Annotated in this window: 14 protein-coding genes and 3 tRNA genes; 9 read left to right on the top strand and 8 right to left on the bottom strand. The window is 58.4% G+C overall.

Going from position 1 to position 14,682, the window contains the following annotated elements; genetic code table 11:
• Window positions 1-523 precede the first annotated feature (523 nt).
• From sufA to FO014_RS23135, 7 genes are all read left to right on the top strand, one after another.
• The gene (sufA, locus tag FO014_RS23165; protein WP_160031233.1) at window positions 524-895 is read left to right on the top strand and encodes a Fe-S cluster assembly scaffold SufA; all 372 of its coding nucleotides are present in this window, start codon (window positions 524-526) and stop codon (window positions 893-895) included.
• Between the two features lie 14 nt (window positions 896-909).
• Window positions 910-2,415 (top strand): Fe-S cluster assembly protein SufB, encoded by a 1,506-nt coding sequence (gene sufB / locus FO014_RS23160; RefSeq protein WP_105233311.1) that lies wholly within the window; start codon window positions 910-912, stop codon window positions 2,413-2,415.
• Between the two features lie 62 nt (window positions 2,416-2,477).
• Window positions 2,478-3,224 carry a Fe-S cluster assembly ATPase SufC gene (gene sufC / locus FO014_RS23155; RefSeq protein WP_105230974.1) on the top strand — a complete coding sequence of 249 codons (747 nt, stop codon included), beginning with the start codon at window positions 2,478-2,480 and terminating at the stop codon, window positions 3,222-3,224.
• Window positions 3,199-4,473, top strand: a complete 1,275-nt coding sequence (gene sufD, locus FO014_RS23150) for a Fe-S cluster assembly protein SufD (RefSeq protein ID WP_160031232.1) — start codon at window positions 3,199-3,201, stop codon at window positions 4,471-4,473. Before sufC ends, sufD begins: the two co-directional genes overlap by 26 nt.
• Window positions 4,470-5,687, top strand: a complete 1,218-nt coding sequence (gene sufS, locus FO014_RS23145) for a cysteine desulfurase SufS (protein WP_160031231.1) — start codon at window positions 4,470-4,472, stop codon at window positions 5,685-5,687. Before sufD ends, sufS begins: the two co-directional genes overlap by 4 nt.
• 33 nt (window positions 5,688-5,720) lie before the next feature.
• A complete protein-coding gene (gene sufE / locus FO014_RS23140; RefSeq protein ID WP_105230977.1) occupies window positions 5,721-6,134 on the top strand; it encodes a cysteine desulfuration protein SufE in 414 nt (137 codons plus the stop codon).
• A 285-nt stretch (window positions 6,135-6,419) separates the two neighbouring features.
• The gene (locus tag FO014_RS23135) at window positions 6,420-7,436 is read left to right on the top strand and encodes a L,D-transpeptidase family protein (protein ID WP_160031230.1); all 1,017 of its coding nucleotides are present in this window, start codon (window positions 6,420-6,422) and stop codon (window positions 7,434-7,436) included.
• A gap of 152 nt (window positions 7,437-7,588) precedes the next feature.
• On the opposite strand, the gene FO014_RS23130 is transcribed toward FO014_RS23135, so the two are convergent.
• Together FO014_RS23130 and pykF are read right to left on the bottom strand one after the other, a co-directional pair.
• Entirely contained in the window at window positions 7,589-7,825 is a 237-nt protein-coding gene (locus tag FO014_RS23130) for a major outer membrane lipoprotein (protein WP_015672157.1), read from the bottom strand.
• Window positions 7,826-8,132: 307 nt separating this feature from the next.
• Window positions 8,133-9,545: a pyruvate kinase PykF gene (gene pykF, locus FO014_RS23125; protein ID WP_160031229.1), complete on the bottom strand. Its 1,413-nt coding sequence runs from the start codon at window positions 9,543-9,545 to the stop codon at window positions 8,133-8,135.
• Between the two features lie 112 nt (window positions 9,546-9,657).
• Here pykF and FO014_RS23120 point away from each other — a divergent pair, with 112 nt between their 5' ends.
• Window positions 9,658-9,930 (top strand): hypothetical protein, encoded by a 273-nt coding sequence (locus FO014_RS23120; protein ID WP_160031228.1) that lies wholly within the window; start codon window positions 9,658-9,660, stop codon window positions 9,928-9,930.
• A 23-nt stretch (window positions 9,931-9,953) separates the two neighbouring features.
• On the opposite strand, the gene FO014_RS23115 is transcribed toward FO014_RS23120, so the two are convergent.
• On the bottom strand, window positions 9,954-10,253 hold the full coding sequence (locus tag FO014_RS23115) for a cupin domain-containing protein (protein ID WP_105233313.1): 300 nt from the start codon (window positions 10,251-10,253) through the stop codon (window positions 9,954-9,956).
• Window positions 10,254-10,363: 110 nt separating this feature from the next.
• Window positions 10,364-11,245, bottom strand: a complete 882-nt coding sequence (locus FO014_RS23110; protein ID WP_160031227.1) for a LysR family transcriptional regulator — start codon at window positions 11,243-11,245, stop codon at window positions 10,364-10,366.
• Between the two features lie 178 nt (window positions 11,246-11,423).
• Here FO014_RS23110 and FO014_RS23105 point away from each other — a divergent pair, with 178 nt between their 5' ends.
• Window positions 11,424-12,641, top strand: a complete 1,218-nt coding sequence (locus FO014_RS23105; protein WP_201282893.1) for an MFS transporter — start codon at window positions 11,424-11,426, stop codon at window positions 12,639-12,641.
• Window positions 12,642-12,811: 170 nt separating this feature from the next.
• Here the strand turns inward: FO014_RS23105 and FO014_RS23100 are convergent.
• From FO014_RS23100 to FO014_RS23085, 4 genes are all read right to left on the bottom strand, one after another.
• Window positions 12,812-12,888 (bottom strand) — tRNA-Val (locus tag FO014_RS23100).
• 20 nt (window positions 12,889-12,908) lie between these two features.
• Window positions 12,909-12,985, bottom strand: a tRNA-Val gene (locus tag FO014_RS23095).
• Between the two features lie 20 nt (window positions 12,986-13,005).
• A tRNA-Val gene (locus FO014_RS23090) sits at window positions 13,006-13,082 on the bottom strand.
• Window positions 13,083-13,269: 187 nt separating this feature from the next.
• Complete coding sequence (locus FO014_RS23085) at window positions 13,270-14,643, bottom strand: MATE family efflux transporter (protein WP_160031226.1); 1,374 nt, start codon at window positions 14,641-14,643, stop codon at window positions 13,270-13,272.
• Between the last annotated feature and the right edge of the window lie 39 nt (window positions 14,644-14,682).

The raw sequence follows: 14,682 nt of genomic DNA, 5'->3' as shown, positions 1-14,682 counted from the left end.
GGCGATCAATCATCACGGCGAAATTTTTTTTCCTGCTTCGGTATTCAGAGCGTAGCGATCCATTTGCCCGCCAACGACTAAACTTTAACCTATAGGGAAGATTCACCGCCGGTGTGACGGCGGCGAGGTTTTAGCGCGCAAGGGCATTTTTAAACCAGACAGCATGGCAGAAATAGGTATTTTCTATGAATGTTTAAGCAACGACGAATTGGCACGGCCGGCAGCAATACGGGACAGGGCGGTTCGCGGATAAAATGCAAGTAAAAGCATTAAAATTCAGTTTGGTAGGAAATGCTGGCCGTCGGTATGCGGCCATCGCCGCGCCGGGTGTCCGCGCAGCTTGCCGGTCGGAAGATGGAAAATCGGGCCGCGGGGGCGATACCCCTGCAAAATCAACGGTTGAAGTGATAATCATTATCACTAACATGGCTGGCAGATATCCCGCGCCGCGTGCGCGCGTCGCGTGTAACACGACGGGAAGAGGATGATGCGTCTCGTCAGAGACCAGTATGAGGTAGGTCATATGCAAACAGAAAATGTCGGCACTTTTTCGCTGGACGAGCAGACCTGGCAGGGCATCTTGCTCAGCGACAGCGCCGTGCAGCAAATCATTAAACTGATGCAGCAGGACCCGCAGGTAAAAGGGCTGCAGCTGAGTGTGAAACAGTCCGGCTGCGCCGGCTTCGGCTACGTGCTGGATCTGACCCGCGAGCCGGCCGATGACGATCTGCTGTTTGAGCGCGACGGCGCCAGGCTGTATGTGCCGTTAAAAGCGATGCCGTTTATCGACGGCACCACGGTGGATTTCGTCCGCGAAGGGCTGAATCAGATATTTAAGTTCAATAACCCTAAAGCTCAGCACGCCTGCGGGTGCGGCGAGAGCTTTGGCGTTTGAGTGATGTGATCGCCATGACACGAAGCAATGTAAATGTAGAAGTTCCTGATAATGTGCAGGCCTGGGTCAGCGAGGGACGCTATAAAGAAGGCTTCTTTACCCAGCTGCAGACCGATGAGCTCGCCAAAGGCATTAACGAAGAGGTGGTGCGGGCGATCTCGGCCAAGCGCAACGAACCTGAGTGGATGCTGGAATTCCGCCTCGAGGCATACCGCGCGTGGCTGCAGATGGAAGAGCCGCACTGGCTGAAGGCCAATTATGACAAGCTGAACTATCAGGATTACAGCTATTACTCGGCGCCGTCCTGCGGCAGCTGCGACGACGCCTGCGGCTCTCAGCCGGGGGCCGAGCAGCAGACGGGCGCCGCGCTGAATGAGAACGGATACCTGACCAGCGAAGTGGAGCAGGCGTTCGAACAGCTGGGCGTGCCGGTACGCGAGGGCAGCGAAGTGGCGGTGGACGCCATTTTCGACTCGGTGTCCGTTGCCACTACTTACCGTGAGAAACTGGCGGAAAGCGGGGTGATTTTCTGCTCGTTCGGCGAAGCGATTCAGGAGCACCCGGAGCTGGTGCGCCAGTATCTCGGCCGGGTGGTGCCGTCCAACGATAACTTCTTTGCGGCGCTGAACGCCGCGGTGGCTTCCGACGGCACCTTCGTCTATGTGCCGAAGGGCGTTCGCTGTCCGATGGAGCTGTCCACCTATTTCCGCATCAACGCGGCGAAAACCGGCCAGTTCGAACGCACCATCCTGATTGCCGATGAGGGCAGCTACGTCAGTTATATTGAAGGCTGCTCCGCGCCGGTGCGCGACAGTTACCAGCTGCACGCGGCGGTGGTGGAAGTGATCCTGCATAAAGACGCCGAGGTGAAATACTCGACGGTGCAGAACTGGTTCGCCGGCGGGGAAAGTAAAGGCGGCATCCTGAACTTCGTCACCAAACGTGCGCTGTGCGAAGGGGCGAACTCGAAAATGTCCTGGACCCAGTCGGAAACCGGTTCGGCGATCACCTGGAAATACCCCAGCGTGATCCTGCAGGGGGACAATTCGATCGGCGAATTCTTCTCGGTGGCGCTGACCAGCGGCCATCAGCAGGCGGATACCGGCACCAAGATGATCCATATCGGCAAAAACACCAAGTCGACCATTATCGCCAAGGGCATCTCCGCCGGTCACAGCGAGAATACCTACCGCGGACTGGTGAAAATCCTGCCGGGGGCGGAAAACGCGCGTAACTTTACCCAGTGCGATTCGATGCTGATCGGCCCGGACAGCGGGGCGCACACCTTCCCGTACGTCGAGGCGCGCAATAACAGCGCGCAGCTGGAACACGAGGCCACCACCTCAAAAATCGGCGACGACCAGCTGTTCTACTGCCTGCAGCGCGGCATCAGCGAAGATGACGCCATCTCGATGATCGTCAACGGTTTTTGTAAGGACGTTTTCTCCGAACTGCCGCTGGAATTCGCGGTGGAAGCGCAAAAGCTGCTGGCCATCAGCCTGGAGCACAGCGTCGGTTAACCCTGCCGGTTTGGCGGCAGCGACAAGATTTTTGGCGTGACAACGCCACCTGAGGATACAGCATGTTAAGTATTAAAGATTTACGCGTCAGCGCGGAAGACAATGAGATCCTGAAAGGACTGAGTCTGGAGATTAAACCGGGCGAAGTGCATGCCATCATGGGGCCGAACGGCTCCGGCAAGAGCACGCTGTCCGCGACGCTGGCCGGGCGTGAAGAATATGAAGTGAGCGGCGGCAGCGTAACGTTTAAGGGCAAGGATCTGCTGGAGCTGGATCCGGAAGATCGCGCCGGCGAAGGGGTCTTTCTGGCCTTCCAGTATCCGGTGGAGATCCCCGGCGTCAGCAACCATTTCTTCCTGCAGACCTCGGTCAACGCGGTGCGTAAATACCGCGGCCAGGAGGCGCTGGACCGTTTCGACTTCGCCGATTTTATCGAAGAGAAGATCGCGCTGCTGGATATGCCGGCCGACCTGCTGACCCGTTCGGTCAACGTCGGCTTCTCCGGCGGTGAGAAAAAGCGTAACGATATTCTGCAGATGGCGGCGCTGGAGCCGGACTTGTGCATCTTGGATGAAACCGATTCCGGGCTGGACATCGATGCGCTGAAGATCGTCGCCAACGGCGTGAACTCGCTGCGTGACGGCAAGCGCGCCTTTATTATCGTCACCCACTATCAGCGTATTCTGGATTACATCAAACCGGATTACGTCCACGTACTTTCCCAGGGGCGCATCGTTAAATCCGGTGATTTCTCTCTGGTGAAACAGTTGGAGGAGCAGGGCTATGGCTGGCTTGCCGACCAACAGTAATTCACGCGCGCTGCAACAGCTCTACAGCCTGTTCGAGGCGCAGGGCGGCGAACACTCCCCGCATGCGCTGGCGAACTGGCAGCAGGCGCTGCGGCTGGGCTGGCCGACGCGCAAACATGAGAACTGGAAATACACGCCGCTGGACGGCCTGCTGGAGCATCAGTTCCATGCGCCGCAGCCGGCGGCAGTCAGTGCCGAGCGCTGCGCCGAGCTGGCGTTGCCCCTCGATGCCTACCGGCTGGTATTTGTCGATGGCCGTTACCGCGCCGATCTGAGCGACGCCGATCTCGGCGATTACCAGCTGGAAATGGCAGGGTATCAGCTGCCGGAGCCGATTCAGCCGGAGATCTTCCTGCACCTGACCGAGAGCCTGGCGTTGGAAAGCAGCCTGATTCGCCTGCCTGCCGGCAAAGTCGCCGCTCGTCCACTTTACCTGCTGCATATCAGCAGCGGGCGCAGCGGCGCCGGCGAAATTAACAGCGTGCACCACCGCCATCATCTGGAGGTGGCGGCCGGCGCGCAGGCGGAGGTGATTGAGCATTACGTCAGCCTGAACGAGCACGCGCACTTTACCGGCGCTCGCCTGACCGCGACGGTGGGCGACAACGCCCAGCTGCATCACTGCAAGCTGGCGTTTGAGAATCAGCCGAGTTATCACTTTGCTCATAACGATCTGAAGATTGGCCGCGACGCGCGGGTGAAAAGCGACAGCTTCCTGCTGGGGGCCGGTCTGACTCGCCATAACACCAGCGCACAGCTGAATGGCGAAGGCGCCAATCTGCAGCTCAACAGCCTGGTGCTGCCGGTAGGGAAAGAAATTTGCGATACCCGCAGCTATCTGGAGCACAACAAGGGGTATTGTGAAAGCCGCCAACTGCATAAAACCGTGGTCAGCGACCGCGCCAGAGCGGTGTTTAACGGCATGATCAAAGTGGCGCAGCACGCCATCAAGACCGACGGTCAGATGACCAACCACAACCTGCTGCTGGGCAAGGTGGCGGAAGTGGACACCAAGCCGCAGCTGGAAATTTACGCCGATGACGTCAAGTGCAGCCACGGCGCTACCGTCGGCCGCATTGACGAAGAGCAGCTGTTCTACCTGCAGTCGCGCGGTATCGACAAGCATGATGCGCAGCAGATGATCATCTTCGCCTTTGCCGCGGAACTGACCGAAGGCATCGGCAATGACGTAATTCGCGAGCGGGTGCTGGCGCATATCGCACAGCGTCTGCCGCGGGAGGCCGTATGAGTTATCCGATCGAACAGGTGCGCCGGGACTTTCCGCTGCTGACGCGTGAGGTCAACGGCCAGCCGCTGGCCTACCTCGACAGCGCCGCCAGCGCGCAAAAACCGCAGGCGGTGATTGAGCGCGAGGTGGAATTTTACCGCCATGGCTACGCCGCGGTGCACCGCGGCATTCACAGCCTGAGCGCGGAGGCGACGCAGCAAATGGAGGCGGTGCGTGAACAGGCGGCGCGCTTTATCAACGCCGCATCGGCGGAAGAGATCGTGTTCGTCAAAGGCACCACCGAAGGCATCAACCTGGTGGCCAACAGCTACGGCAGCCTGCTGCAGCCGGGCGACAGCGTCATCATCACCGAAATGGAGCACCACGCCAATATTGTGCCGTGGCAGATGCTGGCGCAGGCGCGCGGCGTGACGCTGCGCGTCTGGCCGCTGCAGCCGGACGGCACGCTGGATGTGGCCGATTTGCCCGGCCTTATCGATGACCGCACCCGGCTGCTGGCGATTACCCAGGTCTCCAACGTGCTGGGCACCGTCAACCCGCTACAGGAAATTATCACCCAGGCGCACGCTGCCGGGGTGAAGGTGCTGGTGGACGGCGCGCAGGCGGTGATGCATCAGCAGGTGGACGTACAGGCGCTGGACTGCGATTTTTATGTGTTCTCCGGCCATAAGCTGTATGGACCGTCCGGCATCGGTATTCTGTATGGCAAAGCCGCGTTGCTGCAGCAGATGCCGCCGTGGGAAGGGGGCGGCTCGATGATTCAGCAGGTCAGCCTGACGCAGGGCACCACCTATGCCGAAGCGCCGTGGCGCTTTGAGGCCGGCTCGCCCAATACCGCCGGCATCATGGGGCTGGGCGCGGCGCTGAACTATGTGTCGCAGCTGGGGCTGGCGCAGATACAGCAGTATGAGCAGGCGCTGATGCAGTATGCGCAGGAGGCGCTGCAGCAGGTGCCGCAGCTGCGCATCTACGGGCCGGCGCAGCGCGCCGGGGTGATCGCCTTTAACCTGGGCGATCACCATGCCTATGACGTCGGCAGTTTCCTGGACCAGTACGGCATCGCCATCCGCACCGGTCACCACTGCGCGATGCCGCTGATGGCGTTTTATCAGGTGCCGAGCATGTGCCGCGCTTCGCTGGCGATGTACAATACCCGCGAGGAAGTGGATCGGCTGGTGGCCGGTCTGCAGCGAATTCAGCGACTGCTGGGCTAAGCGCCCGGCGGTGGAACAACGATAGGAAGCCTGATGGCCAACTTGCCGGATAAAGATAAACTGGCGCGTAATTTTTCACGCTGCCTGAATTGGGAAGAGAAATACCTGTATGTGATCGAGCTGGGCGGCCGTTTGCCGCCGCTGGCGGAGGAGGCGCACAGCCCGGAGAACCTGATTTCGGGCTGCCAGAGCCAGGTGTGGATCCTGATGCGGAAAAACGCGCAGGGCCAGGTCGAGTTCAGCGGCGACAGCGACGCCGCGATTGTCAAAGGGCTGCTGACCGTGGTGTTTATTGTCTATCGCGACCTGACGCCGCAGCAGATCGCCCTGCTGGACGTGCGTCCTTTCTTTGCCGATCTGGCGCTCAGCCAGCATCTGACGCCGTCGCGTTCACAGGGGCTGGAGGCGATGATCCGCGCCATCCGGCAAAAAGCCGCGCAGCTGTAATCATTTTCCCGCCCGTCATACCGGCTCATTGATTATGTCAATGAGCCTTTACAAAACGCCGCCAAACAACCGCGGCCCTGCCAAATCAACGTTTTTTCAACCGCTTAGTTGTTGACGTTACCTTGACAAATCCTGCATGCGGTTAGGTTATAACACTTTGATTTTTAGGCGAGTTATTGCCTTTACACCCAACGTTGCTAGTATTAAACAGGTGATTATCTGATTTACCCGTAAACAGGCGCCAGTTAGCCTTGTGGCCGAACCGTACTGAAAATAGGGAAGAGCATGAAACGTGCGTTGACTTTAATGGGCGTACTATTCGCCTCCGTGTTGGCCGGCAGTCAGGCCGCTAATGCGACCGAATATCCGTTGCCGCCGGCGAACAGCCGTCTGATCGGCGAGAATACCACCTACACCGTACCGGATGCCGGCCTTTCACTGGAGGCGATTGCCGCCAAATACCAGATCGGCCTGCTGGGCATGCTGGAGGCCAACCCCGGCACCGACCCTTACCTGCCCAAGCCGGGCAAAGTGCTGACCATTCCGACGCAGATGCTGCTGCCGGATACCAAGCGCGAGGGCATTGTGGTCAATCTGGCGGAGCTGCGTCTGTATTATTACCCGAAAGGCGAAGACAAGGTGATCGTCTACCCGATCGGCATCGGCCAGACCGGGATGCACACGCCGCTGAAAGTCACCTCGGTCAGCCAGAAGATCCCTAACCCGACCTGGACGCCGACCGCCAATATTCGCAAGCGCTACGCGGCGAAGGGCGAGACGCTGCCGGCGGTGGTGCCGGCCGGCCCGAATAACCCGATGGGGCTGTTTGCCATGCGCCTGTCGATGGGGCATGGCGAGTATCTGATCCACGGCACCAACGCCAACTTCGGCATCGGCATGCGCGTCAGCTCCGGCTGTATCCGCCTGCGCCCTGACGATATCGAAGCGCTGTTCAACAGCGTGCCGAAGGGCACCCGCGTGCAGATTATCAACGAGCCGGTGAAGGTATCGGTTGAGCCGGACGGCAAACGCTATGCGGAAGTGCATCAGCCGCTGTCGAAAGTTGAAAGCGACGATCCGCAGACCATGCCGATTTCGCTCTCCAAGTCGCAGCAGAAGTTTGCCGATAGCGCAGATACGGATAAGTCGGTGTTTGACAGCGCCGTAACGCGCCGTTCCGGCATGCCGGTGCTGGTCAGCGTCGGGCAGAACCCTGCAGACGTCCCTCTGCCGTCGGTACAGCTGTTTGGCGGTAGTAAGCAGGCCGAGGCACAGGCAGCGCCGATCAGCCAGGCACAGTAGCGTACAGCGCGCGTGAACGGCAAAGCTCAGCCAGGCGCTGGGCTTTTTTTATGTCATTGGCCGGGGCGTTCAGAAAAGGGCGAGCAGAGCGGGAATGGCGGGCATAAAAAAACGGCGCACAAAGTGCGCCGTTTTCAGTCACCGAAACTCTCTTACTTTTTGTAAGAATGAGCTTGGTTGTCCAGACGCTGGTTAGCACGTGCTGCGTCGTCTTTAGCTGCTTGAACGTCGGAACGGATAGAGTTCACGTCGTTGCTCAGTTGATCAACTTTAGCGTTCAGAGTCTGAACGTCAGAAGACAGTTGATCGATTTTAGCGTTGCTAGAGCAACCAGCCAGCAGAGTAGAACCCAGGATTACAGCGCCCAGTACCAGTTTAGTACGATTCATTATAACACCCTCTAGATTGAGTTAATCTCCATGTAGCGTTACAAGTATTACACAAACTTTTTTCGAAAGAGAATAAATTTTTTGCGTTAGAGGGCTTTATTTTGATCGTTCGCTCAAACTTGCATCTTGTTTTACGTAATAGTTAAAAAAGTGAAGCAAAACAGCCTGATTCCATCAGACTGCTCCTATTCATTATTCACTTAATAATAGCGAGCCCGCTATTGCGTTTTCGGAAATATCGTTTACCCGAGCAAAAAAAACGCCGCAGAGCGGCGTTTTGTCGATCGGATTTTTGTCACTTTTTAAATTACAGCACGTGAACGGAGGCGGTATTGGTGGTGCCGCTTGGCACCAGCGCGCCGGAAACCATCACCACGATATCGCCTTTCTGCGCCAGGCCGCTGGCCAGCGCCGCTTCCTTACCCAGGCGGTAGAAGTCGTCGGTAGAGGCGATTTCTTTGACCATCTGCGGGATGACGCCTTTGCTCAGCGCCAGCTGGTGGCAGGTGACTTCATGGGTGGTCAGCGCCAGGATGTTGGCGTCCGGGAAGTATTTACGCACGGATTTGGCTGACTTGCCGCCGCTGGTGGCGACCACGATCAGCGGCGCGGCCAGTTTCTCGGCGGTTTCCACCGCGCCGCGGCATACCGCTTCGGTGATGCGCAGTTTGCGGGTGTCGTTCAGGCTGTCGATGCGGCTAGGCATCACTCTATCGGTGCGCTCGCAGATGGTCGCCATGATGCTGACCGCTTCCAGCGGGTATTTGCCCTTGGCGCTCTCGCCGGACAGCATAACGGCGTCGGTGCCGTCCAGAATGGCGTTGGCGACGTCGCCGGCTTCCGCACGGGTAGGGCGCGGATTCTTGATCATCGAGTCGAGCATCTGGGTGGCGGTGATCACCACTTTGCGTGCGCGATTACATTTTTCAATCATCATCTTCTGCGCGAAGATCACTTCTTCCACCGGGATTTCCACGCCCAGATCGCCGCGGGCGACCATGATGCCGTCAGAGGCTTCGAGGATTTCGTCGAAGTTGTTCAGGCCTTCCTGATTTTCAATCTTGGAGATGATCTGGATCTGCTCGCCGCCGTGAGCTTTCAGATGTTCACGGATTTCCAGCACGTCGGAACGTTTACGGATAAAGGAGGCGGCCACGAAGTCCACGCCTTGTTCGCAGCCGAAGATCAGGTCGCGTTTGTCTTTTTCCGCCAGCGCCGGCAGTTGGATGGAGACGCCCGGCAGGTTAACGCCTTTGTTTTCACCCAGGTCGCCGTTGTTCAGCACCTTGCACACGACTTCGCTTTCGCTGATATCGGTCACTTCCATGCCGATCAGGCCGTCGTCAACCAGCACGGTGTTGCCGATTTTCAGGTCGTCGGCGAAGCCAGGGTAGGTTACGGCGACGCGCTCGTTGTTGCCGATAACGCTTTGATCGGTGGTGAAGGTGAAGGTCTGGCCGGCGACCAGCGCCGCGTCTTTACCGCCTTCCAGCTTCATGGTGCGGATTTCCGGGCCTTTGGTGTCCAGCAGGATGCCGGCGGTGGTGCCGGTCTTGGCCATGACCGCACGCATGTTTTTGATGCGGTTGCCGTGCTCTTCATAGTCGCCGTGCGAGAAATTCAGGCGCATTACGTTCATGCCGGCGTTCAGCAGTTGGGTCAGCATCTCTTCCGATTCGGTTTTTGGACCGATGGTGCAAACAATTTTGGTCTTTTTCATGACGATTTTTTCTACAAGTTGTGATGGATTATAAAACGAATAAAACCGACGGTCAGACCGCCGGTATGGAATTTGAGTCGAACCTGATAGGGCAAATCATAGTTAAGAATAGGTGACCGTGGTTGAAATGGGGCGGAAAAATTCAGCCCGCGCCGGCGTGCGGGGATACGGCGAAAACGATTGGAAAATAGGATTGTTGTTATTGCGTTTTCACAGATCAAGGGCTGAAACCATTCAACTGAAAGACGCGCGCATTATAAGGCCATCAGGGTGGGAAGCAAAACAAAAAACCGATGGCTGGCGCAGGTTTAGTCAAAAAGAGAGCAAATGTGGCGCAAATATGCGTCCGTGCGGCGAGTTTGTTGCGCAAATTACTGCAGTGTAAATAAAACGTCGCAGGCGTTAACGTCAGGCGCTGATTTCCAGCAGCGTACCGGCGCTCAGGCAGAAGCAGCCGCTGGGCACCTGCGCCGGGACAGCCACGCTTTCGCCGGCCTGCAGCAGGAGAATATCGCTGCCGACGGTAAATTCAAAGTCGCCGTCTATCACCCGGATGTGCACGGCGTCAGCACGCTTTTTCAGCTGGCCGAAGGCGCCGGCCTCAAAGCGGACTTCCGCGGCGACGCGGCCGTCGCTCAGTTGTCCCTCACGGCGGGACTGGCCGTTATCGGGCGTGGTAAACGCCGATGCGGCAATGAATTTCAACATAGCACCCTCTTGGTCAATCAGGCCGCCGATGATAGCCGATCGGTACGGCGGAGCCAAAGTTTTTGCGCCGTCAGCCAAGGCGCGTTGACTCTTGACGCAATTTTCATCTGTCAGGGCTGGCGGTAGCGGATCGCCTCAACCAGTGCGGAAAACGCCGGAGAGGCATTGCGTCGGTTGGGGTAATACAGGTGGAAACCGGCGAAGTAGGGGCTCCAGTCGGCCAGCACTTCGACCAACCGTCCGTCGTCCAGGTAAGGCTGCACCATAAAATCGGGGAGATAGGCCAGCCCGATGCCGTCCAACGCGGCGTTGAGGATATGGATATTACTGTTGGCGGTCATCTGGCCAGTAACCCGTACGCTCAGCGGCCGGGCATCCTTTTCGAACTCCCAGACATAAACGCTGCCGCCCAGTGAGTAACGGATATTGATGCAGTTGTGGGCCGTCAGATCGCGCGGGTGCAACGGCGTCGGGCTAGCGGCAAAGTAGGACGGCGCGCCGACCACCGATAGCCGCCAGTCCGGCCCGAGCCGCACGGCGATCATATCCTGGCTGATCGCCTCGCCCAGCCGGATCCCGGCGTCAAAGCGCTGCTCGACGATATTGGTAAAACCGTAATCAATGCAGATTTCAACGTTGATATCCGGGTATTTGGCAAGAAATGCCGGCAGCGCGGGGCGTAAGATCTGTTCCGCCGCATCGTCAGAGCAGGTGATGCGGATGGTGCCGGCGGGCTTATCCCGCAGTTCGCCGATTTTATCTATTTCCGCCGTTATCTGCTCGAACAGCGGGCCGGTGGAGGTCATCAGCCGCTCGCCGGCCTCGGTGGGGGCCACGTTACGGGTGGTGCGCGTTAATAAACGTACGCCTAACCGTTCTTCAAGGTTACGGACGGTATGGCTTAATGCCGAAGGGCTGACGCCCAGCTGTTTCGCCGCCCGGGTAAAACTTTGCGCTTTAGCCACCGCAAGAAAAGCGAGGATGTCATTCATGGCTGCCGATCCTGGTTATTGAACTGGTATATCAATGGTGTCCGACGGTTGCCGGCGGAAACCCGTTGCCGCTGCAAATTGATGAGATTTTTTCACAAGTACATACAGATTACACCGTCTAATCATAACACTGCCGGCGTATTAGGATCTGCCTATCGTTAGAAAACAGGAATAATGCATGCCGTCAGTTCATACCGTTTCAACATCGCGTATCGCCAGCCCGCATCCCGCCTGGGGTGCCGTATTTTCTATGGCGCTGGGCGTGGTGGTGCTTATTGCCTCCGAATTTATGCCGGTCAGTCTGCTGACGCCGATTGCACAGGATCTCGCCATCAGTCAGGGCCAGGCGGGGCAGGCCATCTCCGTATCCGGCCTGTTTGCGGTACTGACCAGCCTGCTTAATACCCCGCTGACCGGTCGCTTTGATCGGAAAAAAGTGCTGATCGGCTTTACCTTGCTGCTGACCTTTTCCGGTCTGTTGGTGACCTTCGCCGCCAATGGCGTGATGTTTATGACCGGTCGCGCTCTGTTGGGGATTGCCATCGGCGGTTTCTGGTCAATGTCCACGGCGACCGTGATGCGTCTGGTACCTGTGCATGCGGTGGCCCGGGGGTTGGCGCTGATTAACGGCGGCAATGCGTTGGCGGCGACCATCGCTGCGCCGCTGGGCAGTTTTTTGGGGCAGTATATCGGCTGGCGCGGGGCGTTTTTTATCGTTGTGCCGCTGGCGATCGTTGCCTTTGTCTGGCAGTGGCGCGCGATCCCGACTTTGCCCGCCGCGTCGCGACAGCAGGGGTCGGCCAATCCGTTTCGCCTGCTGCGTAACCCTCAGGTGGCGCTGGGAATGACCGGCATTATGTTGTTCTTTATGGGGCAGTTTGCGGTCTTTACCTATTTGCGGCCATTTTTGGAAGAGGTGACGCAGATTTCCGTTACCCAGCTTTCGCTGACGCTGCTGGCATTGGGGGCCTTCGGCCTGCTGGGCACCTGGATGATTGGTCATCTGCTGCAGCGCCGCCTGTTCGCCTGGCTGGTGGCGATTCCGTTAGCCATGGCGCTGATTGTCGGCCTGCTGATTGAAACCGGTGCATCTTTTATGTTTGTCGGGCCGCTGTTGGCGCTCTGGGGACTGGTGGCGACGCCGGCGCCGGTGGCCTGGGGGCTGTGGTTGAGTAAAGCGCTGCCCGATGATGCCGAGACGGGCGGCGGCCTGATGGTGGCGGTGATCCAGGGGGCGATTACTTTGGGCGCAGGCGTGGGCGGCGTGTTGTTCGACGTGGTCGGCTGGTGGAGCCCCTTTGCATTTGGTCTGTTGCTGCTGCTGGGGTCGGCGCTGTTTGCCTGGTTTGCCATGATCAACAGCGTCAGGATAGATATGGCGGCGGTGGAACATTAATGGATGTGTGACGATGTTCCCGGGTGGTTGCCATCCGGCAACAGTGTTTTAGAACGGATAAAAACGAGAGGGCGGCGTGCGCCAGATCCGAACCGGTGCCGTACGGCCAAAAGAGAGTGGCTATTTAAAAGGTATTTTTGCAGGGAAGGCTATTGCGGGCTGCTATGAGATGGTGCGTCCGAGTGGACTCGAACCACCGACCCCCACCATGTCAAGGTGGTGCTCTAACCAACTGAGCTACGGACGCACTGGGCTGCTGCAGTAATTTGGTGCGTCCGAGTGGACTCGAACCACCGACCCCCACCATGTCAAGGTGGTGCTCTAACCAACTGAGCTACGGACGCACTGAACTGCTGTAGGAATTTGGTGCGTCCGAGTGGACTCGAACCACCGACCCCCACCATGTCAAGGTGGTGCTCTAACCAACTGAGCTACGGACGCATCATTTTCCTGTCTGTCATGGCTGACAGCGGGGACGAATATTAACGAGCAACCTGCCTGCTGGCAAGGGGAAAAACGTAATTTTATCCGCTATTTCGCGCGACTGCTGCGCTTATGCGCAGTGAGGCGGTTTTTTCCGCAAATTCAGCGTGGGAAGTCGCCGGCCCGCGGGGAGCCGGCGGAAAAATCAGCGGGTGGAACGCTGCAAAATCAGCGCGGCGGGCTGACGCTGCAGCCAGCGCATGCGCAGCACCATCATGATGGCGGCGAAGGTCAGGCCGATAATAAAGCCGATCCAGAAACCGCTCGGCCCCATCGCCGGCACGATGTAGTCGGTCAGCGCCAGCAGATAACCGCTCGGCAGCCCCAGCACCCAATAGGCGATAAAGGTGATGAAGAAGATCGAACGCGTATCTTTGTAGCCGCGCAGCACGCCGCTGCCGATTACCTGAATAGAGTCTGAAATCTGGTAGACAGCGGCCAGCAGCATCAGGTGGGAGGCCATGGCGACCACCGCCGGCGTGTCGTTATACAGCAGCGCGATCGGCTCGCGCAGCAGGGCGGTAAACAGCGCGGTGCCGCAGGCCATGGCGATGCCGACGCCGATGGCGCTGTAGGCCGCGACGCGCGCGCCGTCGACGTTACTTTCCCCCAGCCGGTGGCCGACGCGGATGGTGGAGCCGACGCCGAGCGACAGCGGCAGCACGAACATCAGCGAGCTGAAGTTCAGGGCGATCTGGTGCCCGGCGACGGCGACGATACCGAGCGGCGACACCAGCAGCGCCACCACGGCGAACAGCGTCACTTCGAAGAACAGCGCCAGGGCGACCGGCAGGCCGAGGCCGGCCAGGCGTCGCAGCGTGGCCCAGTCGACCGGCGACCAGGCGCGCTCCGGTTTGATATCGCGCTGCGACGGCGCGCGGCGCACGTACCAGCGCATCAGCAGGAACATCACCCAATAGACGCTGCCGGTAGCAACGCCGCAGCCGACGCCGCCCAGTTCCGGCATACCGAATTTGCCGTAAATGAAAATATAGTTAATGGGAATATTTACCAGCAGGCCGATAAAGCCAATCACCATCCCCGGCTTGGTTTTAGATAACCCTTCACACTGGTTTCGCATAACCTGGAAGAATAAATAGCCCGGCGCGCCCCACATAATGGCATGCAGGTAGCCGACGGCCTTTTCCGCCAGTTGCGGATCGACATTGTGCATCATGTCGATCATATATTTGCTGTTATACAGCACGGCGATAATCAGCACGGAGACGCCGCTCGCCAGCCAGAAGCCCTGACTGATTTGATGCGCGATGCGGTCGCGACGGCCGGAGCCGTTAAGCTGGGCGATAACCGGCGTTAACGCCAATAGCAGGCCGTGGCCGAACAGAATAGCCGGTAGCCAGATAGATGTGCCGACTGCAACCGCAGCCATATCCGTGGCGCTGTACGCACCCGCCATAATGGTATCCACCACGCCCATCGCCGTCTGGGCGATTTGCGCGATAATGACCGGAATAGCGAGGGCTAATAAACTACGCGCTTCAATAAAGTACTTCTGCACGCATACACCTTCTTGAGTATTAAGCAATGAAAGAACGAC

Source organism: Serratia rhizosphaerae (assembly GCF_009817885.1).
In the GTDB taxonomy this organism is placed as follows: Bacteria; Pseudomonadota; Gammaproteobacteria; order Enterobacterales; family Enterobacteriaceae; genus Serratia_B; species Serratia_B rhizosphaerae.
The sequence above is the reverse complement of the archived record's forward strand: the minus strand, read 5'-3'. Positions and strand labels throughout refer to the sequence as shown.

Bases quoted from the DNA above. Each gene is read 5' to 3' on its own strand.
- sufA (WP_160031233.1), top strand. From the start codon at position 524: ATGCAAACAGAAAATGTCGGCACTTTTTCGCTGGACGAGCAGACCTGG.
- sufB (WP_105233311.1), top strand. From the start codon at position 910: ATGACACGAAGCAATGTAAATGTAGAAGTTCCTGATAATGTGCAGGCC.
- sufC (WP_105230974.1), top strand. From the start codon at position 2,478: ATGTTAAGTATTAAAGATTTACGCGTCAGCGCGGAAGACAATGAGATC.
- sufD (WP_160031232.1), top strand. From the start codon at position 3,199: ATGGCTGGCTTGCCGACCAACAGTAATTCACGCGCGCTGCAACAGCTC.
- sufS (WP_160031231.1), top strand. From the start codon at position 4,470: ATGAGTTATCCGATCGAACAGGTGCGCCGGGACTTTCCGCTGCTGACG.
- sufE (WP_105230977.1), top strand. From the start codon at position 5,721: ATGGCCAACTTGCCGGATAAAGATAAACTGGCGCGTAATTTTTCACGC.
- FO014_RS23135 (WP_160031230.1), top strand. From the start codon at position 6,420: ATGAAACGTGCGTTGACTTTAATGGGCGTACTATTCGCCTCCGTGTTG.
- FO014_RS23130 (WP_015672157.1), bottom strand. From the start codon at position 7,825: ATGAATCGTACTAAACTGGTACTGGGCGCTGTAATCCTGGGTTCTACT.
- pykF (WP_160031229.1), bottom strand. From the start codon at position 9,545: ATGAAAAAGACCAAAATTGTTTGCACCATCGGTCCAAAAACCGAATCG.
- FO014_RS23115 (WP_105233313.1), bottom strand. From the start codon at position 10,253: ATGTTGAAATTCATTGCCGCATCGGCGTTTACCACGCCCGATAACGGC.
- FO014_RS23110 (WP_160031227.1), bottom strand. From the start codon at position 11,245: ATGAATGACATCCTCGCTTTTCTTGCGGTGGCTAAAGCGCAAAGTTTT.
- FO014_RS23105 (WP_201282893.1), top strand. From the start codon at position 11,424: ATGCCGTCAGTTCATACCGTTTCAACATCGCGTATCGCCAGCCCGCAT.